The following is a 25,613-nucleotide window of genomic DNA, read 5'->3' as shown; positions in this document are numbered from 1 at the left end:
TTGCAACGGCGTGCGCTGCCAAAAGTGGCTTCCGATAGTCCGCTTTATGAGGAGCTATCCAAAACTTATCCCTAGGCACGAGTTCTCGTGGTGGAAACGGATAAGGATCATACCGTCGCTACGGCGACTGAAATTGCACAATCGATAGATTCAGCCGTGAACAATGGATTGGATCCTGCCAAGATAACATTGCGCGCGATCGCGCGGCGCCTCAATCGGGCCCGGCCCGGAGTTAGTCAAGTTGTTGGTTATTCCAGCTTAAGTGCGAGGCTCCACTCCTCCGTCCTGATGATAGGTTCGAAGTTAGTGGTGGGGGGCGGTCCTTAGGATCTTGGGAGCCAAGATCATTTGGTAATCCCGCCGACAAAATCCGCGCTTCCAAATCTCAACTGTGAGTAAGAACATGAAACGTTTGGTGTTTTGCTTCGACGGCACGTGGAATCGGCTCGACGCCCAGTGCCCGACCAACGTAGTGCTAACGGCAGAGAGCGTTCTCCCGCTGACGCCAGACGCCACAGCGCAGGTCATTTTTTATGATGAGGGTGTGGGCACATCCAAAGGTGAAGAACTGGCCGGCGGCATGTTCGGCGCGGGCCTCGTAAAAAACATTGCAGACGCGTACCGCTTTCTCATTTTTAATTACACGCCAGTCGACGAGATATATGTCTTCGGCTTCTCACGAGGGGCGTATACGGCTCGCTCTTTCGTGGGGATGCTGCATGTCGCCGGTATTCTTGAGCGTAGATACGCATCAAAAGCCGAAGAAGCCGTTGAATTGTATCGTCGCCGCGATTCATCAGCCTCCTATCAAGAGGAGGTTCTTTGTTTCAGGCGGGATCATTCCGCGGGTATTTGCATCAATGCTCAGGAGCGGGACTGGCGCACCAAGGCTAAATTGGTTTCCAAGGATGCGCCATTTCTGACAATCAAGTACCTCGGCGTATGGGACACAGTTGGCGCTCTCGGCATTCCTGCACGGTTTGCAATCTCAAAGGCAATAGACAGAAAATACTTATTTCATGACACTTCTCTATCCAACTTCGTGGCAAGTGGTCGACACGCAGTAGCGATCGACGAGCGTCGCGAGGACTTCGTCCCAACCCTGTGGGACAACGTAGACCAGCTCAATGATTCAGCAGGCAAGAAATCCAGCGACGCCGATGCTCCCTATCAACAGAAGTGGTTCCCGGGCGTCCACAGTGCCGTCGGTGGCGGAGGCGAAAGGCGTGGCTTATCTGACCAAGCGCTCGACTGGATACTCGACGGCGCGCGCGCTGCCGGGCTCGTGCTCGACGCAAATGATCAATCTTCTCCGATCTACAGCCTGAAGCCTGATTATTCGGAGTACATTGAGAATTCCGAGGAACAGAGCCTCTACTACAAGCTCGCGAACGAGTTTGCTGCCGCAGACCGTGCGCCCGGGCCTTCCGAGCTTTGGGAAGTGAGTATGAGCGCGCAGCGCAGGTGGCTTGAAGACCCCAAAAGGCTCAAGGATCAGCGGCCGTATCGCCCCGCCACTCTCGCCAGGGTCAAACCGCAGTTGGACAAGCTCGACCCAGCTAACTTTGGGCTTGGAGAGCAACCAACCGCCAATGCCGAATATGACCTCTACGAAGTCAAACGTGGCGACACGCTCAGTGGCATAGCGAAAGAACTCCTTGGCGATCCTCATCGAGGAGTTGAACTCTACAAGGCTAATCTTAACAAGCTGGATTCGCCCGACCGAATCTACCCGGGTCAGGTTCTGCGGGTACCAAAGCATTAAGTCAGCCGCATTACGGGCAGGCTTCATCATAGAAGCGCGGAATACCGAATCGGTCAGCTAAGCAGCTAGCAGCAGTTATGGAAACTGCTTCGAATTGTGATAACTGATTCCTCTCGCTGTCGAACTTCGTGTTCGGTTGAGGCGCTAATTGAGAAGACGACACCCGCGCGGGTGCGACCCCAATCATTCCTCAGTGGGACCTTGCGGAAAAAGATTCAGCATTGCCAGAGGGGTAGCGCGGAGTGCCGATGCCCGGCCTGGGCCTCCAGTTTCGAGGAATTTCAAGGGCTTGGGAAAAAGTGGGACTCGGAATACTCCCATTGTTTCCCAAGGCGTATTCCCACTTGTGTCCCACCAAATTGAAGTTGCTTTCACCTCGACGCAACAGCTCAGCGACATCGCTCGACGAATTTTACGAATTTGACACACGCGCGTGCGCGCGCGCAGCATAACGACTATCCGGGATCGGGCGCTTGTCGGGAGCGGGTTGACAAAAATCCCCGAACGCGAGTATGCAAATTGCAATGATGTGGAATCGCGCTCGCAGGAATGCGGGCGCTTTTTGCATTGTGGGTGTCCAAGACAGTACCGAGGGCTTGCGTTTCTACCGAACCTACCGTATAGATACGGCAACGTCGAAGAAGACTGCGCAGCGCGCCCGCAGGGGCGCGTTTTGCTTTTGGTGGCTTCATCTGTAGACCACCACCGCCTCAACATCATCATCTCAACGGCAAAAGCCGCCCCATCGGGCGGCTTTTTGCGTTCAAGGAAGGACGACAAACATGCAGCGCACCTACGATACCACCTGGCACTTCCGAGTTTCCACGGCTCTGAAGACGGCAGTGCAAGAATACGCTGACCAAGAGGACCTCTCTTGCGCCTCAGCGGTGAAGAACCTCGTGAAGGCGGCCCTCCGTGAGCAGGGAATGTGGCCGCGCCGGCCGGCCGATCCGCAGGCTAACGTCTCCGCCGTCTAATTGAGAGGTTGGCTCGCGACGGCGAGCCAGCATCCCGGAGTGTCCAAATGAAAAGCCCTGCGCGACGGCAATCGCGACAGGGCTAGGAGGCTTTCTTGCTAACAACTCTGTACCACTCTCTCAATGCGGCATCAAGATCCGCTGCTCGTCATGGAGGCGCCAAATGAGCGCCGCCGACGGAATGATGCTGTGGACCAACGACTACCTTGCAGACACTCAGCACCTCACCACCGTTCAGCACGGGGCATACCTCCTGATCCTGATGGCTATGTGGCGAGGTGGCGGCTCTCTGCCGAATGATGAAGTCCGGCTGGCTCGCACGGCGCGCCTGCCAATGGACAAGTGGCGCAAGGTCAACGCCGAAATTTTAGATTTGCTCACCATCGATGGCAATCGCATCACCCAGAAGCGCCTCCGGCAAGAACTCGAACACACGCTCGGCCGGATTGAAAAACGCCGCACGGCTGGGCGCGCCGGCGGGCAAGCTAAAGCACTGAAATCTCTGGGAAGCGACTTAGCATTCGCCAGCGAAGCGCCTGTTCAAACCGATGCTGATGCACCGGGGAATAGGAATGGAATGGAAGAAGAAAGAAAGAATCTTGTCGGGTCTGACGACCCGACGCCGTGCGGCGAAGGCGAGAAGGCAGCGAAGAAGCGCACCAAGACCGAACCGCGCGCCTACTCGGTCGAATTCGACGAGAAGTTCTGGAAGCCGTACCCGCGCACGCCGATCATGTCGAAGGCGGAGGCATGGGACATCTGGGAGCGGCTTTCGGCCGATGATCGGGCTAAGGCGATCGCAGCGTTGCCGCGGTACGTCGCCTACCTGAAATCGAAGCCGGATCATCCGGCGGTGCACGCCTGCCGGTATCTCTCGCAGCGCCGTTTTGAGGCATTGGCTGAGGCGCCTAGCGCACAGGCCTCCAGCGCACCACCGGCCAGACCGAAGCATGGCGAGGAGCGGGACATTCCCGGCGTCGGCAAGCGCACGTACATCTACGGCGATACCGATGAATGGAGTGCCTGGGCCGAGTATCTGCGGTCTCAGGGCAAGCCATCCGTCTCTCCGGATCGTGATGGCGGTCGACACTTCAACTCGCGTTGGCCGCCCGGCCACCTGAACAGTCCCGCTGCCTCCGTCGTACCGTTAGCCGCGTAACAAGGCCGCCTGTTCGCAAATCCGCGGCTGGCGGCTCCAGCTCGCGCAGGCGCCGCAACTCGCACCGGCGGCCAATTTTGGGCCTCTACGACACCACTTGCCGAACATCGGCGGTGGAGCACGTCTAAATCATCAACACGCCGGACAACGTGGTCGATCACCGCGAACGGCGACACACATGGAGAAACGAATGTTCGATCACCAAGACCAGGCCGAAGCTCTCGAGGAACTCGGCCGCCTGCGAAAAGAAAACGGCTCGCTGCGCGCGGCTGTCGTCCGAGAACGCGGAGCCGCCCTGGCCGCCACCTACTGCGGGGACCCCGCCTATGCCCCTGCCTTTGCCGCGCGGCTTACCGTGGACATCGAGGGCGATCAGGTCCGGGTATTCACTACCGACACGGAAGGCCGCCGAGTTACGCGCTTCGACACGGCAAGCAGCAGCTTCCGACCGCTGCACGACGATGAGATCGCGGCCGAGCTGAAGTCGCGCTTCCCTCGTCTGCCCTGGCGCGATCGCGCTGATATCGCCATCAAGCAGGACGCCAAGGACAACGAGTCCGATGAGCTCATGCGCATGATGCGCATCGAGGGAGCGAAACTGACGGCCGAGCGAGCCGCGGAGAACTCCGAGTTCCTCCGAGACGTGCGCGAGCGCGAGCGCAACCCCTTCCGAGCTGGCGCATCCTTCAACTTGACCGATCAGATGCGGGTTGCGCGCCTCGACCCCGCTCTGGCCGGCGAGCTCAAAAGGCAAGCGGAGGCGACCTAATGGTGGCACTCGAACCGTCAGAAAAGAGTGGCGCAGTTAACGTGGAATCTGCGCGGCCGAAACCGCGAGGCCGCCCGTTCCAGAAAGGGAATGGCGGGCGCCGCCGCGGATCTCGTAACCGACTCCCGCGCGACCTAAAGCAAATCATCGCTGACGACATGCCGGCCATCATCGAGAAGTTGCGGGAACGTGCTCTGGGAGGCAACACGGCGGCGGCGGTCGCCTTGCTGCGGACCCTGATCCCGCCAGCCGTCTCGGAGCCGATTCTGATCGAGATTCCTACCGTCGAGAAGGCTGCGGATGCTGTTCAGGCCATTGCAGCCGTCATTCGAGCCGTGACAGCAGGGCAGATCGCCCCTGATGCGGGCGAACAGATCGTTGGACTGATCGAAAGGCAAAGCCGCGTTCTCGAAGTCGCCGATCTCGAACGGCGATTGGTCGAAATCGAACGCCAACAAGGAAAAACATCATGAACCGAACGACCAAAGCCAGGCTGGAGCGCGTCGAGCGCACGGCCTCACCCACGAGGAGTCTCGATGCCACCACATGCTATTACAATGTCAAGGCATGTGCGTCGTACACTGGCTATTTGGAATTTCTGGAGCTTGTCGAGCCGGACGCGCCCGACCACATCACGGGCACGCGGCGTTGGCGGTGGAAGCACGCAGATGCACCGAAGCTCGCGACCGAGCTGGCATCCAGAGAAAATCTCCCCCAGCAGAGGCGGTCAATGTCGTTCCTGAACGAGTTCTCCAATGAGGAACTGGAATTCTGTCAGGAGTTACTGGCGATCGCTGATCCCGCGCCGCCCGCGGTCATCAGTACCTGGCAGAGATATGCCGCCTGGGCTGCGTTCGGCCCGCCCGCCGATCGGCCCGAGCCATCTCTGGCGGAGGGCTAACGTATGTCGGCGATGGAAGTCAGCGTCATCCTACGCCTGGTCAACGAGCTCTCCGGACCAGCGAAGAAGGCCGCCGAAGACATTCTGCGGTTGGTGAAGGTCACCACCGAACTCAAGAAGATCGGCGGCGGCATGGATATGCTGCCCAAGCAGCTCAAGGAGGCGGGCGCTGCGACCCGCGCGCTCTCCTCCGACGTGCGGCAATTCTCGTCCGCATTCCGCGGCGCCTCTGATGCTGCCCGCACCATGGCGAAGGAGATGGGCGCCCAGAAAGGGCGATCGTGGATGTCCGCGGAGGTGCAGAACCTGCGCGAAATCGCGAAGCTTCAGACGAAGATCGGGGTGCAGCGGTATCATGGCGGTGGAATGGGCGGCCTGGGTCTGCTGGGCGCATATTACGGCGGCAAGACAGCGCTGCACGCAGCCGGCTCCGTCTTCGACAAGGGCGCGGCGCTGCAAAACGAGAAAGCCCTCCTCGATATGGCAGGCTTCGCGCCGGACCAACAACGCAGGATGATCGCGGCGGCGCGCCGTATCACCGCGGCCATTCCCACCGCGACCGAAGGGCAAAACCTCCACCGTTTGCGTGAGCTGAATTATGCGCTCGGCAATCGTCTCGACATGGCGGTCGACACGCTCCCGGACCTCGCCAAGCTGATGACCGTCATCGGCGCATCGCAGGGCGAGGATAAAGCGCGGCAGGTGCGCGATCAGATCATCGAGTCCGTCAAAGGCGCTGAAATCAAAAATCTGATCGCCGACGAGCCAACCTTCCGCAAGTGGCTCAAATTCCAAGGCCAGTCGGTGCTCGCCACCGGCGGCCTGGTCCAGCCCACGGCGCTGTTCCAGACGTTCAAGTATGCCCGTGATGCGGTGCATGGCTGGACGCAAGACTTCTTCCCGATCGTCTCGGAGCTGACGCAGGAGTTTATGACCGGCCGCGGCGGTGGTAGCCGCGGTGGTGCCGGCTCGTCTCTTGCTGCCTTCGGCCGCTACTTCGTTGCCAACACCTACGCCAAGAAGGTCTCGCCCTGGCTCGGCAGCGAAGGACTGCTCGGCAAAGACGGCCGCGTCGTTGATGGCCACCTCGCCTCGCAGAATCCCTTCGAGTGGACGATGAAGTATCTGCTGCCCGCGATGCAGCGGGACAAGGTGAACCTGAACGATCATGCTGCCATTGCCCAATGGGTGTCCCACCTTCAGGGCACGCAGAATATGCGCCAGTTGGTGCAGCTCATGATTATCCAGCGCGACCAGATCAAGGCGCGCATTGAGCTCTACAAAAAGGCGATGGACTACGACAAGGCGTATGCCCGGTCGATGGAGACGCTTTCGCAGAACGTGGAAGCGCTCTCGGCACAGACCACCCAGTTGCAAGCCGTCTTCGTCGGTCCCCTCCTTGGCCCAGCCACGCGCATCGTGAAAGCGATGCGCAAGATCGCCACATCGTTGTGGTCATGGGGCGAGAAGAACCCCGCCGCGGTCGCCGGCCTGGAGGTAGGTGCCGGTACGGTCGCACTGAAGCTGCTGTCGAGTTCGCTGGGCCGTCAAATTGTCGGCACGGTGCTCGGCTCAGGTATCGGGCTTGCCACTGGCGGCCCGATGGGCGGCATCTTGGGCGCCATGGTCGGTAAAAGCTTGCTGAGCTTTGGCGCGACGGAGGCCACCGCTGTTTCTGCGGCTGGCGCAACGATGGGCCGCACGCTGCTGTCCGGCTTGCTCGGTGGCATTTTGCGCGTCTTCAGCGTTGCGGGCGTTCTCTACGCCGTCGACCAGGCGGTCTATGCCAATCTCTCGCCGCAGACGAAGGCGGCGCTGAAGAAGCGCGAGGACGCGATCAACTCGGTCAAAGAAGTCGGGCCCCACAGCCATACGGAAACCCTCCGGCGCGCTTTCAATCGCGAGCGCGCGGCGATGGGCTTGTCGCTCTATGGCAACGCCGACCGCCTCACCAGCACCCCGCTTGCCAGCACCGTGCGCGATCTGCGGAATGCGCTTGGCGGAAGCACTGCGGACGCACAGCAGAAGGGCAAGTCGTGGGCGCAAAGCTTCCTCGACATGGTCAAGAACCTGCTCGCGGGGGCGATCGTCAAGGGTCCGAACGTCAGTGTACCCGGCCTGTCGATCGGCCAGCCGCGTGGCGGCGCGCCGTCATTGAGCCCTGCCAAGGGCATCGGCCACGCCAGCCTCGAGATCCATAACATGGCGATCCATGTGAATGGCGGCGGTGACGCGCACCAGACCGCTCAGGCGGTCTGGGACAAGTTCAACGCCTCCGTTGGGAAGCAGCTTTCGGATGGGGCGTTCGCGTGACGCAGCGCGACGCTCTTCTCCGCCGGCTGCACATCATGCGACTGGAGGCCGCGCACGAGATTGCACGACTGAATGCCCTCCCATCGTTCTTGCCCGAATGGAGAAGCCTTCCGAAGGAAGAAGCCGAGCGGGAAATGGCGGGGCTGCACAGGGAGAATGCGCGATCGTACTTTTCGGTATCAGCGCATCTCGCCGAGATCGACGGCGAGATCAAACGACTTACAAGCTAATGCCGCCGCGCGCCTCTCGCGGTGGCGTGGGTGGAGCGGCCGGCGCGCGGACGTACCGCGCCGGCCCGTTCGCCGCCAATCGCATCGGCCTCAACCATTCGGAAACCATAGATCTTGAGCACAATTTAGGGAAGTTTGTTCACCATCCCGGTGGAAACGGGGTTGGGGAAATGAATAAGCTGTACTTCGGCGACAACCTTGATGTGCTTCGGGAGAAGATCAAGGACGAGTCCGTCGACCTGATCTATTTGGATCCCCCCTTCAATTCAGATGCCAATTACAACGTTCTGTTTAAACACGGCGGCACAGTTTCGCAAGCTCAAGCCGAGGCGTTCCGTGACACCTGGGATTGGGGTGACCATGCGGAACACGCCTATGACGACATCATCCGCGCCAATGGCGATGTCGCGCTAGTCGTTTCCGGATTTCGGAAGTGGCTCGGTGAAAACGGGATGATGGCCTACTTGGCAATGATAACCGCTCGCATAATCGAAATGCGGCGCGTGCTGAAGCCTACCGGCTCCATGTATCTCCACTGCGATCCGACCGCCAGTGCCTACCTGAAAGTCATTCTTGATGCAGTGTGGGGGCACGAAAACTTTCGGAATGAAGTAATCTGGAAGCGGACACAGGCGCACGGTCGCGCAAAGCGATGGGGGCCGATCCACGATAATATTCTTTTCTACTCGGCATCGGACAAATACACGTGGAACCGCGTGTACGAGAAATATAACCAGTCCTACCTTGACAGCCATTATCGTACAAAAGACGGCAACGGCACCTATCAGTCCGTAACGCTCGATGGACCTGGTACTCGCACCGGTAGCTCGGGTCAGCCTTGGCGCGGCATCGATCCAACGAGGAAGGGCCGACATTGGGAGTTGCCACCAGACCGCGCGCTTCCCGATTGGTTCAAGCATCCGCCCGGCTATCCCGAGATGTCCGTGCAAGAGCGGCTCGATATTCTCGAAGCTGCCGGCATTGTGTATTGGCCACCCAGAGGCAAGACGCCCAGATACAAAAGATACTTGAGTGCGTCGGCGGGCAATCCCATTCAGGATATGATTACGGATATCGACCCGATCAATTCGCAAGCGCAAGAGCGGCTGCGCTATCCGACACAAAAGCCAATCGCGCTGCTCGAGCGCATTCTTGGCGCCTCCTCGAATGAGGGCGATGTGGTGCTCGACCCGTTCTGCGGATGCGGGACTACAATCGAAGCCGCCGAGCGCATGAAGCGCAAGTGGATGGGGATTGACGTAACTCATTACGCAGTCACGTTGATCGAAGGCCGCCTCAAATCTATGGGCGCTTCACAAAACTCATATCAGGTGGCAGGCCGCCCCGTTGACCTCGCAGGCGCGCGCGAGCTCGCGGCGCGGGACAAACATCAATTTCAATGGTGGGCGGCCTGGAGGCTCGGCGCTCGCTGGTACCGGGAAGAAAAGAAAGGGGCTGATCGTGGCATTGATGGACGGATGATGTTTAAGAACGGCCCTTATGGAGATGGTCTAATCATCATTTCGGTCAAGGGCGGAGAGAACGTCGGCGTCCAGATGGTCCGGGACCTGCGCGGGGTTATCGAGCGCGAAGGCGCAGAGATGGGCATTCTGATCTCTCTAACTGACCCTACCGGCCCAATGAAGACGGAAGCCGCCGCCGCTGGTTATGTTTCAAAATCCGCCCACGGGCGAGTGCCTCGTCTTCAGATCGTGACGATTGAAGAGATTCTTGAAGGCAAAATGCCGAAGCTTCCGCCGCTGCCGCAGCCAGATCGTATCGAACGCACGGCCCGGAGAAAACAATTCAAGGATCAAATGGAGTTGCTACTTCCGTTCGCTGGCGACAAAGTCGGCCCGGCGAAGGGTGACTTTGTCGATCCAAGCATCATGGCGTTCGCTTAGTCTTCGCCCGCGCGCCGGCGCACCGTAGAGTCGGCCGGCTCGCTAAAAAAACCGCTTGCAGTAAACGGTGAATCGCGTAGGCTCTCACCCAACAAATTCGCAATTTCCTACCACAGAACATCCTGCAACCGGCCGCCGGGTCTCAAAAGGCCCGGCGGCCTGTCTATGAGGAGTGGTGAGATGGAAATTCGAGAGTTGGTAGACGGCGCGACATACCTGCTGGCCGAGGGCGGCGCCGCACAAGCGCGGGTCGATCGGCAAGGCTATTGGTGGCTGCGGATACCCAGCACCGCCTACACGCACCGTGGACCGGTGCCGATCGTCGTCGCTGATGGACCGATGGCGGCCGAACATTGCCGGCAAAAGATAGCTTGCCGCCTGAAACAGACCGCGTAGAGCCCGTCCTTCCACTGCCCTTCCGGTCGAGCCTGGCTCGGCGGGCTTTTTGCCGTCAGCCGTTTGCTGTAAATCATGGGTATCTGACAGACACGATGGCAAGCGCGCACTGATGGCGAATCCGACAGGCAAACGGACCACCGGGAAGGCAAAATCGCTCCAGCCGGTCTCCAATCCGCCGAAGAAGGTCACCGTCTACCTGACCGAGGCCGACTGGCGACGGTTGAGCAATCTCGGAATGGGTCGTCCTGGAAAGGTCAGCGGCATCCTACGGGAGGCTCTGGACGCCTGGCTGAAGAAGCACGGCCACCCCGCTCTTGAAGAACTCGGCGAGACCGACCGTGGATAGGTGCGTCTGCCCGACGTGCGCCCTGACGACCGCTGAGGCTTATCGTGGTCGCTCTTGGCCAGAGCGGATCGATGAGTGTTCCGGCCATTGGAAGATCGGCATCGCAGCTGACACCCCTGACACTGCATTTCAGCATAGGCCGAACGACACCCATGCAGAAACGCATACTGTTTACCGTTTACGGTAAACAGTATGCGTTGTACACAATTCCCTGTAACGTCCGTTGCAGGGAAATGAGACATGGTCCGAGTTCGCAAGCACGTCGCCTACTATCGAGTTTCGACCGCCATGCAGGGGCAGTCTGGCCTCGGGTTGGAGGCACAGCGCGCAGCCGTCGCCTCCTTCCTGAAGGGCGAGGCTCCCGCCGCCGAATTCACCGAGGTGGAATCCGGTAAGCGATCAGACCGACCGCAACTCGCCGCCGCGATGAAACATGCCAAGGCGATCGGCGCGACTTTGGTGGTGGCCAAAATCGACCGTCTGGCCCGCAACCTCCATTTCATCACGGCCTTGATGGATCCGGGGTCGATTTCGTTGCGGCGGACATGCCGTCAGCGAACCGCCTCACCATCCACATCCTGGCGGCCGTTGCCGAGGACGAGGCCCGCCGGATAAGTGAACGTACAAAGGCAGCGCTCGCCGCCGCCAAGGCCCGCGGGGTAAAGCTGGGAAACCCGAACGGAGCCGCCTGTATGCGCGGAAAGTACACGGGAAACCGCGAAGCGGTCGCCGCGCTGAAGGCGAATGCTGAGCAGCGTGCAACGAATCTTCAGGCGATCATCGATGAGATCAAGGCCAAGGGCATAACCACCGTTCGAGCCGTGGCGGCGGAACTTACAGCAATGGGGGTGCCCTCTCCGCGAGGCGGTGTATGGCACCCAACAGCGGCCGCCCGCCTTCTTAGCCGCTTGGCGGAGAGCGAGAGACCGGCGTAGAAGTCTCGTTCAGGGGCCCAAACCACACACAGGCGGGAGATCTCCGAGTGACCTTTGACCATCAGGCCGTTAACAGGTCCTGGATCACGTACCAGGTGGCGAAGGACGGGACTGTGACCAGGTGCTGCATGTCGAACCTGTTGCGCCGATTCAGCCAGGTGAACCGCTAGAGGCCGACCTTGTAAATGCCGTCGTGGAATATATGCATCGATACCCTACCATCGACCGAGCTGACGTGGAACCGCGGGTTAAATGACACCTTCGACGCCCCAAAGGCCAGAAGCGCGCGACGATGTAGCAGTCGGTGCGGCTCTGGCGACGCGGTTAACGGACTTCATAAGGCGCGAGAGAGGGATCGAGCGCCAACCCCCCAAAGTTTGTGAGAGTATTGTCAATTTCCTCTCGCAATGATCTAAGCTCGCTTAGGTCGATCGGCTTAAGGGTATATTCGAGTTTTGAACGTGCGGTTTTGTGCAGTCTGTAGGTCTTCGCCGAGAGGGGCGACGTTTTAAGATCCCACGTTGTGAGCGACGGATCATGTGCGACCCGGTTCCGCCGCTCGGCAAGCCCTAGAACGTGTTCTTTGAATTTATTGAGCTTTGCGAGCTGGAATCCTGAGGCGCCCCTAATTCGAGCCAGCGCAATCAGGGCGCTGAACCGGGCGGCTATCGAAACGTATTGACCGGTCAGGCAGGCGCCAATCTTTGGAGTATCGCTTAGACCCGCTAAGTCCCATATCATCACATCAATCTCGTGCTCAAGAAGTGCCCATTTTGAAAAGATTTCGCCGATGGCTGCGGTGTATTCGAACGGGATGACGTCGGATAAATAGCCGTCCGACGGTTCGTCAGGGTACTGAGACATGGGACACAACTGCCTATCGAATGAAGTAGCGGAAGAAGCCGAGAGATCGTGGCATCAAGGGTCCGGATCCCATTTATCTCCTAAGCCTTGATCGCGACGGCGGATGCGTCCCGCAAACTCTTCGTAGGGGATTCGACGGTTACCGAAGTCATCCAGCAGGTCTTTATTATCCTCGAAGCGGGCGCGCGCCTGCGCTGCCACCGAAAGCATATTCTTGGAAATGAATTTTTTTAGGCGCGCGTCGGGCTCGTTGCCCAGCCGAATATCGTGGTAGCCCAGAAGGGTCTTCTCCTTAGCTTTCGCCGCGAGTTCTGCATCGCTTTCGGGAAGCAGTTGATTATACGTCTGATGCACAATGACGCCACACCGCGAGAGCAGGTGAAAGGTGACGTAGGGGATTCTGCGCGCGATAAGAACTGGCACCGCGTCTATGGCGATGCATTTGGATAAGGTCTCTTTGATCTCCTCCACGTGAGGGTAAAGCCAGTGGCGGACGTTTTTACACTCAATCCCGAGCGGGCCGGCGTCGGGAGTGCGGACGATGAAGTCGAGTCGCTCGTCGCCGCTCAAGGATCTGATGCCGATGTGTTGCGAAGGCTCCTGCTTTCGATATGGGAGCTCGTCCCCGTGCTCATCAAGGTCAATGTAGCGCCCATCGAAGTCACAGCCTTCCGTAAGGCAGAGCGCGCGGTAGGTGGCAATCTCGAGCGCTTGCCCCACGCGGCGGCTCAGGGTCGGTTGCAGGAGCGCTTCGTAGATTGGTAGCTGCTCGTTCAACCGCTCCAAGACCGCCTGGATAGGGCTGTTCCCGAGGTAGAACCAGGGAGCGTTCGCATGTTTGTCGCGGACGAGCTCCCCAGTTTTGACCAAGTCGTTGCGTACCTCGGTAAGGACGTGCGGGTCGATGCGCTGGCCGAATGGGCCTGCATCACTGATCTTTTGCTCAAGGGTACGGGCATTGGCCACCGTGTGGCGTTCGAGTACCGCGAAAAGACGCTTTTTGGCCAGATATACGCGTTCTTGGGGTGATAGCTTCGCCACGTTGGTGAGCTGCTGGAGGCGGAGTGGGTTTTATATGTATTTAGGAGTAGCCCTAGCCCTCTTTCCGGGAACATTGGGCGCTGGCAGGACGTTCGTGCTATGTTCGCATTCTCGGGTGGGTACTGGCCCCTTTCCATCCTCACTGGCCCCTTTTGAAATGAGAGGTGGTCCCTTTTAACGATTGGGCGTACTGAGGGGAATGAATGACCGCTCTGACGAATATCGAAAGCAGGCGCTTGAATGTGAGCGCATGGCAAAGAACTCGATTAGCGACGTATAAGGCGACATGGCTGCGCCTTGCGCAGGAATGGACGCGGCTTCTGCGTTCGTCGCACGGCACCGAAACGGCGCAGGCGGATCAGAAGGACTGGCCACCCGGCTCTGGCGAGGATTCTGGCACCTCGCACTAAGCTTGGCTTTCGTCCAATTCGGGGTGATAATGCGGTATCCTGTGGCGGTGGGGCGTCAGGGGTAAGCCGTGCCAATTCAGCGACTATTGCAGCAGGCATCATTCGGCCCGACCGAGGTCGCAGTTCTCACGGACGCCTACGATTCCACTTTGTCGCTACTTCGCCTGATAGACCGCACTGATCCAGTCTGCGAGCTGGTCGCGGCGAAAGTTATTAACGCATACCGACTGGGTGAACGCGAGCCAGCCAAAATCTGCGCCCGCGCTATTAAAGAACTCGGCATTCCCATGCCCGAGTGAGGCCGCCTCAGTTGGCGGCCTCTTTCGTCAAAGGATACTTAGCAAATAGGCCAGTTCACGCTGATATCGCGTAGCGGACGAATTGACCTGCAGACGCTTAACCACGGATGATTTCATTCAGGACCTTCGCCAGCGCGTCATCGGCGTGCCGGAGATCAGCACGGATGGCTTCCATCCGTACAAAAACGCGATCCGTGACGCCTTCGGGGGCCGCGCGGCGCACGGCGTGATCAACAAGACCTATTCGGTAACGCACCTGAACGTAACGGAAGCCTCCCGCCGCTATTCTCCGGCTCAGGTAGTAGCCGTAGAGCGCGTAGCCGTAGCGAACGAGCCGGAGGATATTTCGACCAGCTACGTCGAACGCCAGAACCTGACGCTGCGCATGGGCTCAAAGCGGTTCGCGCGGCTCAGCAATGGCTTCTCAAAGAAGATCGATTGCCACCTTGCGGCGATCAGCCTGCACGCCGCGTTCTACAATCTATGCCGGACCCATGAAGCGTTGCGGATGACGCCTGCGATGGCGCTCGGTCTGACTGAGCGGGCGTGGTCCGTGGCCGACCTGATCGAGGCCGCGCTTAAGGCCGTGCCGCCGGTGCCGACGCAGACCCCGACCGAGCGCCGTCGGGCGTTCCGGGTAATTCAAGGGGATCTGTTTGAGTGACTTGAAATGAAAAGGGCCGCGCAAGCGGCCCTTTTATGGTCCTCAGAACTTGGGACCCGAACGATTGATCACCGTCATTGTTGTTTCTTCCTCCTCTTCCAGCGAGATTGGCCGTCTTGGAACCTAGGAGTCGAGTTCGACCACTTAGCTCTCAACTCCGTTAAGCAAGCGTAATTGGCGCGATCAAGGCCGACATTCGGCGCATCCGGCCCCAGGAACTGGTCTACGTGGCGCTTGAGGATTGGTTCCACATGGTCCCTTGCCAGCTCCTCGATATATAGGCCTTGAGCTATCCCAACAGCAAGGGAATCCAAGTAATTCAACAGGGTGCTTACCTCCGGCCGGAACTTTGTAGGTTCCGCAGCCAAAGCACCGCTAGTCTTCGCAAACGCCAGCCTTCTCAAGCAGTTATATAGTACGGCGTCGCGATCATACCGGTCGCAAGCCTCAAGGGTTCGGGTCTTCTTGGTCTCTTCTCGGGCAGAACTAATCTGGAACAGTCCAACCGCCACTAGGACTACGGTCGCGGCGGCAAGCACAAAAGTCCCAGTGGCAATCCACCCTTCGGCCGTCAGCCCAAGAAAAATGGCGGCTTCGGTTGTCGCGGCTAGCAGCACTGAGTCCCCCTGCAACAAAAACGTGCACGAAAGGGCGGCCCTCTACAACCGAAATGTATGGCTCATGGTGAATTGCTCACCGGCCCCTTTTCAAATCCCGGCTGGCCCCTTTTGGGGCTAAAGGGGCCAGTACCCTCGGGTGGTGTGTCCTGAAGTAGCGAGCGGTCTACTGCTGGGGAGAAGTGCTGGCGTCGATCATGAGGGTCAACCCACCGCCCACCGTGTAGTCCAGATCAACATCGTCCGTGATCTCGTACTCCGCCTTACCTTGCGTCACCGAATCCCCGCGGAATTCGCTTTTCTTTGCTTCGCTATTCGCCTTCTTAATTAGGTCACTGACAATCTTTTGCACCTTGGGCTTTGACCAGCCCGTGTAAGCCCACGTCACGGCGTACATCGAGACCATGAACCGACCAACGGCAAGGAGATCGTCCCTGTCCTCGCCAGCGGTGGTGACGTTCATCTGGAAAACTGAGAGCTGATCGGACTTCCGAGCGCAATCGAGCTCGCCATCAACCGCCTTCACGTTCTCGACGGTGTAGGCCCGATTATCTGTTTTCGGATCGTCAGGATGGTCCTCATCCCAGTCGCGGAAACTAAATCGCGGTACTACGTCTCCGAAGATTTTGCCGGAAGCGGCCAAGCGCTCTCGAAATTCGGCGCACGTTTTGGCAAGCCCCGCTATCTCGCTTCCGCGCTCCTTGCTAGTAGCCTCATCGGAAGAGCCAACGCACGCCCAAACGGCCCCGGCCGCGAGCACATAGACCAAAAAGCGCATTCCAACCCCTAGCCCCTGCTACAGCTAAGGATCGCATGGTGCGGAAGACTCGCGCATTCGTCAACCGATACGAGCATGACGAGGAAAACCTCGCCCACTCGCGCCCGAAGCTCCGAATTCCGGGGAGCCTGCCGCGCGACAGAGCCATATTGGCGGCGTCGATTCGAGGAGTGCTCGCCCTGGCGCGCATCGTCCTCAGGACCCCCGGGCGCTATTCCCTCCGGGGTCCACTCCCTGATCGCGCGGGCACAGAGCGCACCTTCGGTGGCAGTCCCAACGCATTCACCTTGGCGCGGATCGTCTCTGTATTCCGGTGCATACGGCGGGCTATCGCCGTGACCGTCAACGGAGCACGCCAGAGCCGCTGAAGCAGTTCGTCGTCAGCCTCGGTCCATGGCAAGTAGATCGGCTGCCGAGCCATCGCTAAGCCGCCGGCCGCATTATCCGCGTCTCTTGGGCATCAACGTATTCACAACGCGGACACAGGAATGACCGGCGTTCACGGTCAGACGCCAAGTGCTCAATCCCGGTCTGCCACAGCGGCCATGCGCAGAGAGGGCACGGCGGCCTCGGCATCTTTAATGAGGCGATGATCTGGTCAGTACGATCGCTCACAGGCGCCCCCGAGGAGCCCCTTACCCAATCTGACAGTGTCGGGGTATCGGGATGTTGTCTGTACGCGACATGACCGTGGAACCGGCCCGGCCGCCGCTGTCTGGGGATAAGCTGGAAAACCCTCTCGTTGTCGGGAGAGACAAAGACAACCCGGCATCTTCCCCCTGCGCCCGCTGATTCACGATGCAAGGAAACGAGAGGTCATGCGCTTAGCGACACCACTGCCGCCCTGAATCGAGGCTGCGCTGTCGCGGGACGAGCCGCAGCTTATGGCAAGCGCCCTTGCCGTGGCTAAAGGGCCAACATTGGCCGTTCATGATCCCCGCGCGCTGAGGGAGTCGAATTCCGAGCTATGCAGAAGTGATGTAGCAAGAACTGAAATTTGTTCCTCTGGCGGGCAGGGGCATTCTCGCGCAATTTCCGTCCGCGATGGTTGCCACCCTTTCTCAGATTCGTCCCGGCCCGCGGCGCGGCCTCTCTCGAGAGGAGGCCGCGATGTATCTCGGCGTTTCGCCGTCGAAATTCGATCAGATGCGGCAGGATGGCAGGGTGGGACCCGCGAAGCTGATTGACAGCCGCAAGGTTTGGGATGTTCGCGCGCTCGATCTGGCCTTCGATGCTCTGCCGGATGAGCATAGCGAAGGGACTGCTGAAGACTGGAAGGTGGCAGTCTGATGCTGGTATGCTCGCCGGAAATGCCACGCCGATTGCCGCCCGGCTGCGTCGAAGATACCGACCGGCACGGAAACATCCGAACTTATTACCGAGTTCGAGGCCGTCCGAAGGTCCGCTTGCGCGGCATCCCTTGGACGCCCGAGTTCATGGCCGCCTACGAGCAGGCCAAGGGCGCTCCAGCGCCGCGTATTCAGCACGGGATTGCCCCCAACACCTGGCGGTGGCTTTGTGTGAAGTACTTTTCCGAATGCATGGATTTTAAGCGGCTTGATCCGCAGACTCAGCGTGTGCGCCGTCTAATCCTCGAGGGGACCTTCGACGAGCCGATAGCGCCGCGCGCTGACCGGTTCTTTCGCGACATGCCCTTGGGTCGGATGGATCCGGAGGCCATCGAGGTTCTGCGGGATCGGAAGATGAATGCGCCAGAAGCGGCGAATAGCCGAATCAAGGCGATCCGGCAGGTGTTCAAGTTCGCGGTCAAGAAGCACTACGTGACGGCGAATCCGGCCCGAGAGATCGAAAAATTCAAGACCGGCTCGACCGGCTACCACACGTGGAGCGTCGAGGAGGTCCGTCAATTCGAGGAGCGACATCCGATCGGGACGAAGGCGCGCCTTGCGCTGTCTCTTCTATTGTTTACTGGGCAGCGGCGATCAGACGCGATCAGGTTTGGCCGTCAGCATGTGCACCAAGGCAAGCTCACCTTCACGCAGCACAAGAATCGGAATCGCAAGCCGAAGCGGCTCACACTGACCATCTTGCCCGTCCTCCAAGAGGTCATTGATGCCTCCCCCTGCGGTGATCTGACGTTCCTCGTGACCGATTTCGGGCGCGCGTTCACGGATGCTGGCTTCGGCAACAAGATGCGCGAGTGGTGCGACCAGGCGGAGCTAGCCCACTGCACAGCGCACGGTTTACGCAAGGCCGGAGCGACGATCGCCGCTGAAAAAGGCGCTACAGCCCGTCAGCTCATGGCTATTTTCGGTTGGGACTCGATCGAGCAAGCTGAGCTGTATACGCGAGCCGCCGATCAGAAGCGGCTCGCCGATTCGGCCATGCATCTTCTAGACAACAGCCGCTAAGAGGCGGCACCAACGAAAGAGGCCGCCAACTGAGGCGGGCCTTACTGTATCGGAATGATGTTCTGACTTCGGGCACGTTCTGGCATTTGCGCCATAGCTTCGGCCTCTCCCCTCACTTCCAATACGACACAATTGGAGCAGAGGAAGATATTGACGGGTTTTGAAGCGGCGATCTGTGCCGATACGAACACCATGGCGCTACCGCAGCGGTGACACTCAGGTGCATTCTTGGACGTATTTTGAGCGGTCATAGTCTCCCCCCTAGGATGCGAGCGGGAGCGGGGACGCGTCTCTCAGTCACCGACACCTACGGGACAAAGCCTCGCCGGTGATGTCCCATCATGCGCTGTTACGGCTAAGATGACGAATAAATTCGGCATGTGAAAAGGGGCCATCGCTCGCTTCAAAAGGGGCTAGGGACCATGGAAAGGGACCAGTACCCCCGGCCCCAAAGGAACGCTCGATGAACTAGAACAGCCGCGAACGAAACTGTGTCCCACCTCGAGCTGCGGTGGGACTTTTTGGTAGAATTCGCGAGCTAAATCAATGCTCAACTAAGCGGGTGGAGGCCCGGCCTGGAATCGAACCAGGCTGGAAGACCTTGCATGGCTTCTGCGTCGCCACTCCGCCACCGGGCCGACACCTGTCGTAAGGGCGCAGGCTTGATGGAAAGTTATGCGAGCGGCCACTGTGGGTTCCCGCGGCGCGTGCGGTTAATGCCCGGTTAGCGGCCGCGCGAGAAAGGTCATGCGCTGCTGATTGTGGCCGATATTGCGCGGCGCGCGCTTCGCGTCGTAGCCGGCGTCGCGCAGCTTCATCAGCATGTCCGCTTCCTCGTAATGCGACAGCCCGACCTGGCTTTTGATCTTCAGGTAGTCGGACACGAAGATGCGCATCAGGCCGCCGACCGCCGCCCAGAAGAAGCCGTTGGCGGCGCCGAAGCGCAGCAACGCCATCGCCGCCATCGGCGCCGCGAGCCGCGGCTGGATGATGTCGCCGAGGACGAACAGGCCGTCCGGCTTGAGCAGGCGGTGGAACCGCGCGAGCAAGCCGTCGAGCTCGGCGGCGCTGAGGTATTGCGCCACCGAGTGCAGCACGATCATGTCGTAGGACTGCGCCGGCTCGGCCGCAGCCTCGTCCGGCGTCATCACCGCGATCCTGGCATTGCCGGCGTTGCGCGCGGCGAGCGCGGCGCGCACGTTCGGCGCCGCCTCGACCATGGTGAGATGGCCGCAAGCATCGGCAAGGATCGCCGCCGACGTCGCCTCGCCGCAGCCGTAGTCCATCACGCGCGCATCCGGCGAGGGCACAAGCTTGGCGATGTCGGTGGCGATGGTGCGGTAGTGCACGTCGCGGTGCCGCGCATTCACGTAGATCACGGAATGCTTGAAATCGTAGAAGCTGATCCAGTCCATCAGCGGGTCCAGAGATCGGTGAGGCCGCCGCTCGTGCCGAGCACGGGATCGCTCTGCGGCAGCGGCACGCGCGGGATCGTCTGCAAGGCCTTATCACGTTCGGCGGGATTGTCACCGCGGCAGAGATTGTAGGTGCCCTCGGGCGGATAGCCGCCGACAACGAGGAAGTCGTCGCTGGCGGAGAGCTTCTGGTGCCCGGTTCCCGCCGGCAGGATGGCGACGTCGCCGGTCTTGAGGTCGAAGACCTGGCCCTGATGGCCGCCGAGCTGGATGCGGCCGTGGCCGCGGGCGATGCCGAGCGCCTCGTGGATCATCGAATGGTAATGCACGAACGGGAAGACGCCGTTGCGCCACATGTCGCGGCCCCAGCCGTTCGAGCGGAACAGCGCCTCGATCGCCGCCGCCGGATTGCCGCTGCGGCCGAGATCCAGCGCGCCCTCGTAGACGACGACCGGCAATGCGTTGTTCGGGACGATGCCGTCGTCGCTGAATTGATAGGTGAGGGGCTTGGACATGGTACCGATCAACGCAGTGCGGCCGGTCCGGGCTCGCTGCGCGCCCCGCGTTACGCGCTCTTCTTCTGCTTCTTCTGCCGCATCATGTCGACGAAGCGCGTGAACAGGTAATGGCTGTCGCGCGGGCCGGGCGAGGCCTCCGGGTGGTACTGCACCGAGAACACCGGCCTGTCCTTGAGCGCGATGCCGCAGTTCGAGCCGTCGAACAGCGAGAAGTGCGTCTGCTCGACGTTCTTCGGCAGCGACTCCTTGTCGAGCGCGAAGCCGTGATTCATCGACGTGATCTCGACCTTGCCGGTCGTCACGTCCTTCACCGGATGATTGGCGCCGTGATGGCCCTGATGCATCTTCTGCGTCTTGCCGCCCATGGCGATGCCGAGCATCTGGTGGCCGAGGCAGATGCCGAAGGTCGGCGTGCCTGAGTCCACCAGCGTCTTGATCACCGGCACCGCGTACTTGCCGGTTTCCGCCGGATCGCCGGGGCCGTTCGACAGGAACACGCCGTCCGGCTTGAGCGCCATGATGTCCTCGGCCGACGTCTTGGCCGGAACCACCGTCACCTTGCAGCCGGCGCCGGCGAGCAGGCGCAGGATGTTGCGCTTGATGCCGTAGTCGATGGCGACGACATGGAATTCAGGATTGTCCTGGCGGCCGTAGCCCTTGCCCCAGACCCACTCGGTTTCGTCCCAGGTGAAACGCTGGCCGCTCGTCACCTGCGGCACGAGGTCCATGCCGACAAGGCCGGGCCATTCGCGCGCTTCCTTCTTCAGCGCGGCGAGATCGAACTTGCCGTCCGGCGCATGCGCGATGACGGCGTTGGGCATGCCCTTCTCGCGGATGAGCGCGGTCAGCGCCCGGGTGTCGATGCCGGCGAGGCCGACGATGCCGCGGGCCTTGAGCCATTCGTCGAGCCCGCGCGTGGCGCGGTAGTTCGACGGTGCCGTGATGTCGGTGTGGAGGATGAGGCCGCAGGCGCCCGGACGGGCGGCCATGTTGACGCTCTCGATGTCCTCCTCGTTGGTCCCGACGTTGCCGATGTGCGGGAACGTGAAGGTGATGATCTGTCCGGCGTAGGAGGGGTCGGTGAGGATCTCCTCGTAGCCGGTCATGGCGGTGTTGAAGCACACCTCGCCGACGGCATGGCCGGTGGCCCCTAAGCCGAAGCCCTCCAGCACCGTTCCGTCGGCCAGCACCAAAACTGCCGTGGCTTTGGGTTCCGCCCAAGCCCCGGCCGGGTTTCCTTGCGTCTGGGTCATGGCCTCTTAGTTGCGTATTATGTATGGGAAGGCAAGGGACCGGCGGGGGTTGACCCCATCCGCGTTGCGGGTCGGTCCGGGGGCCATTTTTCAAGGGATTAGCACCGTGCTGCGCGACGACATCAACAAAGCCCTGACCGAGGCGATGAAGGCCAAGAACGAGCGCGCGGTCTCGACGCTGCGCATGGTCAACGCGACGCTGAAGAACGCCGACATCGAGGCGCGCACGACCGGCAAGCCGCTCGACGACGCGGCCGTGCTCTCGATCCTGCAGAAGATGATCAAGCAGCGGCAGGAGTCGGTCGAGCTCTACCAGAAGGGCGGCCGCGACGACCTGGTGAAGCAGGAGCAGGAGGAGATCGCCATCATCTCGGGCTACCTGCCGCAGCAGATGTCGGAGGCCGAGATGAAGGCCGCCATCGACGCCGCCGTCGCCGAGACCGGCGCCGCCGGCATGAAGGACATGGGCAAGGTCATCGGCGTCCTGCGCGGCAAGTACGCCGGGCAGATGGACTTCGGCAAGGCGAGCGCGCTGGTGAAGGCCCGCCTGGCGGGCTGACCGCCTCTCCGCCTTGCCGGCGCGCGAGGTCGATGTTCAAATACCCCCGCTGACAACAATAAACGTCTGGAAACGCTCACGGGGGAGTTCACGCCATGCGGCGCCTTGCGGCCTGCCTGTTCCTGCTTTCAGCCATCGTCATCAGCGCGGCCGCTCCGGCCCGCGCCGAGGACTATCCGACCCGCACGATCAAGGTGCTGACGACATCCAGCGCCGGCGGCCTGAGTGACATCTTCATGCGCGTGCTCGCCGACAAATTGCGGCAGCGCATGGGTCAGAACATCATCATCGAGAACCGCCCCGGCGGGGCCGGCAACATCGCCATGGGCGCCTGTGCCGCGGCCAAGCCCGACGGCTACACGATCTGCATCGTCGACGCCGATCCGCTGATCTACAATCAATATCTCTATAAGAACCTCACCTACAATGCGGAGACCGGACTGACGCCGATCGTCAACCTGTTCAGCATCATCCAGGCGCTGATCGTGAACACCGAGCTCAAGGTGAATACGGTCGACGATCTCGTCGCGCTGTCGAAGGCGAAGAAGGGCACGCTCAGTTACCTCACTGCGTCGCTGCCGCTGGTCGTCTACATGGAGCATCTCAAGAAAGAGAAGGGCGCCGACTGGGTGCGCGTGCCATTCCGCGGCGGCGGCGAGGCGACCAACGCGGTGCTGTCGGGCTCGACTCCGATCGCGCTCATCGGCATCGGCAATGTCATGCCGCACATCAAGGCCGGCAAGATGAAGGCTCTCGCACTCGCCAACAATATCCGCACGCCGCAATTGCCGAGCGTGCCGACTCTCGCCGACACCGGCTACAAGGGCCCGCCGTCGCGCAGCTGGTACGGGCTGTTCGCGCCGGCCGGCACGCCGAAGCCCGTCATCGACAGGATCAACAAGGAAGTGCGCGCGATCGTCGGCGAGAAGGAGTTCCAGGAGAAGAACCTGTTCCCCCGCGGTCTCGTGCCGGCGCTCGATACGCCGGAAGAGTTCGCTGCCGAGATCAAGGCCGGCCGCTCCACCGCGCAGCAGGTGGTGAAGGACGCCGGCATGGAGCAGCAGTAAGGCGTCAGCTGTTCTGCACCGGGGCGCCCGCGGCCACCGCGGGCGCCCCGTTTATTTTCGGCACCGCGCCGGCCGCGTGCGCTGCGGCGAGCTCTCGCTCCAGCGCAAGCAAAGACTGCGTCAGCCGCCGCATGCGCCGCGAATGGCGGGCGAGGCCGTGCTCGGTCTTCTCCCACCTGTAGGGCGCGATCAGCAATTGATAGAGCGCGCGCCACGCCGCCCACGACAACAGCAGCCAGTGCAGCGGCGTGAGCAGAAGGATCCACGCCGTGCGCGTCAGGCGCCGGCGCGACAAACCGATCCAGCCCAGCACGGCCGACGACACATAGCCGTTCACCAGATTCAAGCCATAGAGCACGAGCAGCACGTCAAGGTTCAATCCGCTGTTCGTCACGCAGGCATAGGCGAGGTTCGCCGCGAACAGCGGATGCACCAGCGCCGACAGCACGTTGCCCCCGACCACGAGCTGGAATGTCCAGAAGCCGGCGGCGCCGAGATCGCGCCAGAGCCGCACCGGCGCGCGCATGTGCACGAGCCAGGTCTGCATCCAGCCTTTGAACCAGCGCGTGCGCTGGCGCAGCCAGGGACCGAGCCGCGCCGGCGCTTCCTCGTAGGTCGTCGAGGCGATGACGCCGGAGCGATAGCCGAAACGGGCGAGCCGCATGCCGAGATCGGCATCCTCGGTGACGTTCCAGGCGTCCCAGCCGCCGACCTCGCGCAGCACGGCGGTGGCGAAATGATTGGACGAGCCGCCGAGCGGCAGCGGCAGACCGAGCGCCGCCAGCCCGCCGAGGAACACGTCGAATTGCGCCGCATATTCGGCGGTAAACAGACGTGTCAGCAGGCTGTCGTCGGTGTTGTCGATCGACAGCCGCGCCTGCACGCAGGCGAGCCGGTCGCCGGCGGTGGCGAAGGCGGCGAGGGCGCGGCGCAACTGGTCGGGCTCCGGCTGGTCCTCGGCGTCGTAGACGACGGTGTAGGCGCCGCGCGCGAAGGCCAGCGCGACGTTGAGCGCCTTCGGCTTGGTGCGCGGCCCGCCCGTCGGCACGACGATGACCGAGAGCGGACGCTTGCTCGTGCGCGCATCGATGACGCCGCGCGTCTCCAGATCGTCCGCTTCGATGGCGAGGATGATGTCGAGCTTCTCGGGTGGATAATCGAGCCGGTCGATCGCCCGCAGCAATTTGTCGACCGAGCGCGCTTCGCGGTACAGCGCGGCGATCACGGTATAGATCGGCAGCTCGTCGTCGGCGCCTGCGGAGATCGGCGGCCGGCTCTCCGGACGCACGGCCGCGCCGGACAACCGCAGCACCAGCCAGGCGAGGAAGAACAGCGCCAGCACCGCTTCGAGCGCCAGCGATGTCGTGGCCGGCGCCCACAGGAAGAGGGCCAGGCCCGCGAGGGTCATCGGCAGGACCAGCCGCAATTGGCCGGGACGCCAGGGCGGAGCCGCCGACAGCGCCGGCGACACTGCCTCGAGCAAGCCGGTGGCGCGCTCGCTCAGCGCTGCGCCGGCATGGCCGAGGACGAAGCCATTGAGCCGCTCCGTCGTCGTGAAATGAAAGCGCTGCGACAGCTCCGGAGCGCGGTCGGCCAACTGCATCAGACGCCGTGCGGCAGCGTGGCGCGGCGCGACCACGAGCGTGGGCTGTTCGCCGTCGCCGAGCGGGACGAGGCCGGCGGCGGCGGCTTCGATCAGGCGTTCGTCGCTGAGCGTGCAGCGATCGCGCGGGACGTCGTCGAACGGCTCGAACCGGCTCCCGATGTGCTCGGCCAAAGCGCGGGCGTAGCTCTCCTCGTCGATGGCGCCTGCCGCGATCAGGGCGCGGTCGGCGCCGATGGCCAGGCGGGCGGCGCGGTCCTCGGCCGCGGTCAGCGCCGCCGGGGCGACGCAGGCGCGCACGCAGTCGAGCTCCGGATAAAGGGAGCCCAATCCGGCCGTGTTCCTCCCCAGGCCGGCGCGGCTCTCGCCGGCCCCCACGCGACGCCACATAACGCTACCACCGCAGATTGTGCTGGCGATGCTAGCGGTGGTTGCGCCGTTATACAACTGTAGAT

The 25,613-nt window shown here is 61.3% G+C and carries 25 protein-coding genes, 1 tRNA gene and 1 pseudogene; 18 read left to right on the top strand and 9 right to left on the bottom strand.

Annotation, left to right across the window (positions count from 1 at the left end; translation table 11 throughout):
• The first annotated feature begins 403 nt into the window (after window positions 1-403).
• The 12 genes and pseudogenes from VGV41_RS12490 (at window position 404) to VGV41_RS23025 (ending at window position 11,698) form a co-directional block, all read left to right on the top strand.
• Window positions 404-1,765, top strand: coding sequence for a phospholipase effector Tle1 domain-containing protein (locus VGV41_RS12490; protein ID WP_326864164.1), 1,362 nt, complete (start codon window positions 404-406; stop codon window positions 1,763-1,765).
• A gap of 782 nt (window positions 1,766-2,547) precedes the next feature.
• The gene (locus tag VGV41_RS12485) at window positions 2,548-2,742 is read left to right on the top strand and encodes a hypothetical protein (RefSeq protein ID WP_326864163.1); all 195 of its coding nucleotides are present in this window, start codon (window positions 2,548-2,550) and stop codon (window positions 2,740-2,742) included.
• A gap of 163 nt (window positions 2,743-2,905) precedes the next feature.
• Window positions 2,906-3,901, top strand: a complete 996-nt coding sequence (locus VGV41_RS12480; RefSeq protein WP_326864162.1) for a YdaU family protein — start codon at window positions 2,906-2,908, stop codon at window positions 3,899-3,901.
• 190 nt (window positions 3,902-4,091) lie between these two features.
• A complete protein-coding gene (locus VGV41_RS12475; RefSeq protein ID WP_326864161.1) occupies window positions 4,092-4,670 on the top strand; it encodes a hypothetical protein in 579 nt (192 codons plus the stop codon).
• The gene (locus VGV41_RS12470; RefSeq protein WP_326864160.1) at window positions 4,670-5,143 is read left to right on the top strand and encodes a hypothetical protein; all 474 of its coding nucleotides are present in this window, start codon (window positions 4,670-4,672) and stop codon (window positions 5,141-5,143) included. The genes VGV41_RS12475 and VGV41_RS12470 overlap by 1 nt, the downstream gene beginning before the upstream one ends.
• Window positions 5,140-5,571 (top strand): hypothetical protein, encoded by a 432-nt coding sequence (locus VGV41_RS12465; protein ID WP_326864159.1) that lies wholly within the window; start codon window positions 5,140-5,142, stop codon window positions 5,569-5,571. The genes VGV41_RS12470 and VGV41_RS12465 overlap by 4 nt, the downstream gene beginning before the upstream one ends.
• A gap of 3 nt (window positions 5,572-5,574) precedes the next feature.
• The gene (locus VGV41_RS12460) at window positions 5,575-7,884 is read left to right on the top strand and encodes a hypothetical protein (RefSeq protein ID WP_326864158.1); all 2,310 of its coding nucleotides are present in this window, start codon (window positions 5,575-5,577) and stop codon (window positions 7,882-7,884) included.
• The gene (locus VGV41_RS12455) at window positions 7,881-8,114 is read left to right on the top strand and encodes a hypothetical protein (RefSeq protein WP_326864157.1); all 234 of its coding nucleotides are present in this window, start codon (window positions 7,881-7,883) and stop codon (window positions 8,112-8,114) included. The genes VGV41_RS12460 and VGV41_RS12455 overlap by 4 nt, the downstream gene beginning before the upstream one ends.
• On the top strand, window positions 8,114-10,018 hold the full coding sequence (locus VGV41_RS12450) for a DNA methyltransferase (RefSeq protein ID WP_326864156.1): 1,905 nt from the start codon (window positions 8,114-8,116) through the stop codon (window positions 10,016-10,018). Before VGV41_RS12455 ends, VGV41_RS12450 begins: the two co-directional genes overlap by 1 nt.
• A gap of 180 nt (window positions 10,019-10,198) precedes the next feature.
• Window positions 10,199-10,414: a hypothetical protein gene (locus VGV41_RS12445; RefSeq protein ID WP_326864155.1), complete on the top strand. Its 216-nt coding sequence runs from the start codon at window positions 10,199-10,201 to the stop codon at window positions 10,412-10,414.
• A 112-nt stretch (window positions 10,415-10,526) separates the two neighbouring features.
• Window positions 10,527-10,763: a hypothetical protein gene (locus VGV41_RS12440; protein WP_326864154.1), complete on the top strand. Its 237-nt coding sequence runs from the start codon at window positions 10,527-10,529 to the stop codon at window positions 10,761-10,763.
• A gap of 240 nt (window positions 10,764-11,003) precedes the next feature.
• Window positions 11,004-11,698 (top strand): annotated as a pseudogene (locus VGV41_RS23025) (recombinase family protein).
• Between the two features lie 324 nt (window positions 11,699-12,022).
• Here the strand turns inward: VGV41_RS23025 and VGV41_RS12430 are convergent.
• Both VGV41_RS12430 and VGV41_RS12425 read right to left on the bottom strand, forming a co-directional pair.
• Complete coding sequence (locus VGV41_RS12430) at window positions 12,023-12,562, bottom strand: hypothetical protein (RefSeq protein ID WP_326864153.1); 540 nt, start codon at window positions 12,560-12,562, stop codon at window positions 12,023-12,025.
• A gap of 54 nt (window positions 12,563-12,616) precedes the next feature.
• A complete protein-coding gene (locus tag VGV41_RS12425; protein WP_326864152.1) occupies window positions 12,617-13,603 on the bottom strand; it encodes a hypothetical protein in 987 nt (328 codons plus the stop codon).
• Window positions 13,604-13,806: 203 nt separating this feature from the next.
• Between VGV41_RS12425 and VGV41_RS12420 the strand changes: the two genes are divergently transcribed.
• Entirely contained in the window at window positions 13,807-14,013 is a 207-nt protein-coding gene (locus VGV41_RS12420) for a hypothetical protein (RefSeq protein ID WP_326864151.1), read from the top strand.
• 381 nt (window positions 14,014-14,394) lie between these two features.
• Entirely contained in the window at window positions 14,395-14,976 is a 582-nt protein-coding gene (locus VGV41_RS12415) for a hypothetical protein (RefSeq protein WP_326864150.1), read from the top strand.
• 74 nt (window positions 14,977-15,050) lie between these two features.
• On the opposite strand, the gene VGV41_RS12410 is transcribed toward VGV41_RS12415, so the two are convergent.
• Complete coding sequence (locus VGV41_RS12410; protein WP_326864149.1) at window positions 15,051-15,593, bottom strand: DUF4760 domain-containing protein; 543 nt, start codon at window positions 15,591-15,593, stop codon at window positions 15,051-15,053.
• Window positions 15,594-15,759: 166 nt separating this feature from the next.
• Window positions 15,760-16,371 carry a hypothetical protein gene (locus VGV41_RS12405; RefSeq protein ID WP_326864148.1) on the bottom strand — a complete coding sequence of 204 codons (612 nt, stop codon included), beginning with the start codon at window positions 16,369-16,371 and terminating at the stop codon, window positions 15,760-15,762.
• 1,110 nt (window positions 16,372-17,481) lie between these two features.
• Here VGV41_RS12405 and VGV41_RS12400 point away from each other — a divergent pair.
• On the top strand, window positions 17,482-17,661 hold the full coding sequence (locus VGV41_RS12400) for a hypothetical protein (RefSeq protein WP_326864147.1): 180 nt from the start codon (window positions 17,482-17,484) through the stop codon (window positions 17,659-17,661).
• A gap of 146 nt (window positions 17,662-17,807) precedes the next feature.
• Window positions 17,808-18,743, top strand: a complete 936-nt coding sequence (locus VGV41_RS12395) for a tyrosine-type recombinase/integrase (protein WP_326864146.1) — start codon at window positions 17,808-17,810, stop codon at window positions 18,741-18,743.
• A 563-nt stretch (window positions 18,744-19,306) separates the two neighbouring features.
• Here the strand turns inward: VGV41_RS12395 and VGV41_RS12390 are convergent.
• From VGV41_RS12390 to carA, 4 genes are all read right to left on the bottom strand, one after another.
• Window positions 19,307-19,381: transfer RNA gene (locus tag VGV41_RS12390), tRNA-Ala, on the bottom strand.
• A 75-nt stretch (window positions 19,382-19,456) separates the two neighbouring features.
• On the bottom strand, window positions 19,457-20,158 hold the full coding sequence (locus VGV41_RS12385; RefSeq protein ID WP_326864145.1) for a class I SAM-dependent methyltransferase: 702 nt from the start codon (window positions 20,156-20,158) through the stop codon (window positions 19,457-19,459).
• Window positions 20,158-20,673, bottom strand: coding sequence for a hypothetical protein (locus VGV41_RS12380; RefSeq protein ID WP_326864144.1), 516 nt, complete (start codon window positions 20,671-20,673; stop codon window positions 20,158-20,160). The genes VGV41_RS12385 and VGV41_RS12380 overlap by 1 nt, the downstream gene beginning before the upstream one ends.
• 50 nt (window positions 20,674-20,723) lie before the next feature.
• Window positions 20,724-21,929 (bottom strand): glutamine-hydrolyzing carbamoyl-phosphate synthase small subunit, encoded by a 1,206-nt coding sequence (gene carA / locus VGV41_RS12375; RefSeq protein WP_326864143.1) that lies wholly within the window; start codon window positions 21,927-21,929, stop codon window positions 20,724-20,726.
• A gap of 106 nt (window positions 21,930-22,035) precedes the next feature.
• Here carA and VGV41_RS12370 point away from each other — a divergent pair, with 106 nt between their 5' ends.
• Window positions 22,036-22,488, top strand: a complete 453-nt coding sequence (locus VGV41_RS12370) for a GatB/YqeY domain-containing protein (protein WP_326864142.1) — start codon at window positions 22,036-22,038, stop codon at window positions 22,486-22,488.
• Window positions 22,489-22,583: 95 nt separating this feature from the next.
• A complete protein-coding gene (locus tag VGV41_RS12365; RefSeq protein WP_326864141.1) occupies window positions 22,584-23,555 on the top strand; it encodes a tripartite tricarboxylate transporter substrate binding protein in 972 nt (323 codons plus the stop codon).
• 4 nt (window positions 23,556-23,559) lie between these two features.
• Here VGV41_RS12365 and VGV41_RS12360 read toward each other — a convergent pair whose 3' ends face one another.
• Window positions 23,560-25,548 (bottom strand): glycosyltransferase, encoded by a 1,989-nt coding sequence (locus VGV41_RS12360; protein ID WP_326864140.1) that lies wholly within the window; start codon window positions 25,546-25,548, stop codon window positions 23,560-23,562.
• Window positions 25,549-25,613 lie beyond the last annotated feature (65 nt).

The organism is Pseudolabrys sp. (genome assembly GCF_035943735.1).
GTDB lineage: Bacteria > Pseudomonadota > Alphaproteobacteria > Rhizobiales > Xanthobacteraceae > Pseudolabrys.
Note: the sequence above shows the minus strand (reverse complement) of the source record. Positions and strands in the feature narration are given on the sequence as shown.

Coding starts and splice junctions, on each gene's coding strand:
- VGV41_RS12490 (WP_326864164.1), top strand. CDS start 404: ATGAAACGTTTGGTGTTTTGCTTCGACGGCACGTGGAATCGGCTCGAC.
- VGV41_RS12485 (WP_326864163.1), top strand. CDS start 2,548: ATGCAGCGCACCTACGATACCACCTGGCACTTCCGAGTTTCCACGGCT.
- VGV41_RS12480 (WP_326864162.1), top strand. CDS start 2,906: ATGAGCGCCGCCGACGGAATGATGCTGTGGACCAACGACTACCTTGCA.
- VGV41_RS12475 (WP_326864161.1), top strand. CDS start 4,092: ATGTTCGATCACCAAGACCAGGCCGAAGCTCTCGAGGAACTCGGCCGC.
- VGV41_RS12470 (WP_326864160.1), top strand. CDS start 4,670: ATGGTGGCACTCGAACCGTCAGAAAAGAGTGGCGCAGTTAACGTGGAA.
- VGV41_RS12465 (WP_326864159.1), top strand. CDS start 5,140: ATGAACCGAACGACCAAAGCCAGGCTGGAGCGCGTCGAGCGCACGGCC.
- VGV41_RS12460 (WP_326864158.1), top strand. CDS start 5,575: ATGTCGGCGATGGAAGTCAGCGTCATCCTACGCCTGGTCAACGAGCTC.
- VGV41_RS12450 (WP_326864156.1), top strand. CDS start 8,114: ATGCCGCCGCGCGCCTCTCGCGGTGGCGTGGGTGGAGCGGCCGGCGCG.
- VGV41_RS12445 (WP_326864155.1), top strand. CDS start 10,199: ATGGAAATTCGAGAGTTGGTAGACGGCGCGACATACCTGCTGGCCGAG.
- VGV41_RS12440 (WP_326864154.1), top strand. CDS start 10,527: ATGGCGAATCCGACAGGCAAACGGACCACCGGGAAGGCAAAATCGCTC.
- VGV41_RS12430 (WP_326864153.1), bottom strand. CDS start 12,562: ATGTCTCAGTACCCTGACGAACCGTCGGACGGCTATTTATCCGACGTC.
- VGV41_RS12420 (WP_326864151.1), top strand. CDS start 13,807: ATGACCGCTCTGACGAATATCGAAAGCAGGCGCTTGAATGTGAGCGCA.
- VGV41_RS12405 (WP_326864148.1), bottom strand. CDS start 16,371: ATGCGCTTTTTGGTCTATGTGCTCGCGGCCGGGGCCGTTTGGGCGTGC.
- VGV41_RS12400 (WP_326864147.1), top strand. CDS start 17,482: ATGTATCTCGGCGTTTCGCCGTCGAAATTCGATCAGATGCGGCAGGAT.
- VGV41_RS12395 (WP_326864146.1), top strand. CDS start 17,808: ATGGCCGCCTACGAGCAGGCCAAGGGCGCTCCAGCGCCGCGTATTCAG.
- VGV41_RS12385 (WP_326864145.1), bottom strand. CDS start 20,158: ATGGACTGGATCAGCTTCTACGATTTCAAGCATTCCGTGATCTACGTG.
- VGV41_RS12380 (WP_326864144.1), bottom strand. CDS start 20,673: ATGTCCAAGCCCCTCACCTATCAATTCAGCGACGACGGCATCGTCCCG.
- carA (WP_326864143.1), bottom strand. CDS start 21,929: ATGACCCAGACGCAAGGAAACCCGGCCGGGGCTTGGGCGGAACCCAAA.
- VGV41_RS12365 (WP_326864141.1), top strand. CDS start 22,584: ATGCGGCGCCTTGCGGCCTGCCTGTTCCTGCTTTCAGCCATCGTCATC.
- VGV41_RS12360 (WP_326864140.1), bottom strand. CDS start 25,548: ATGTGGCGTCGCGTGGGGGCCGGCGAGAGCCGCGCCGGCCTGGGGAGG.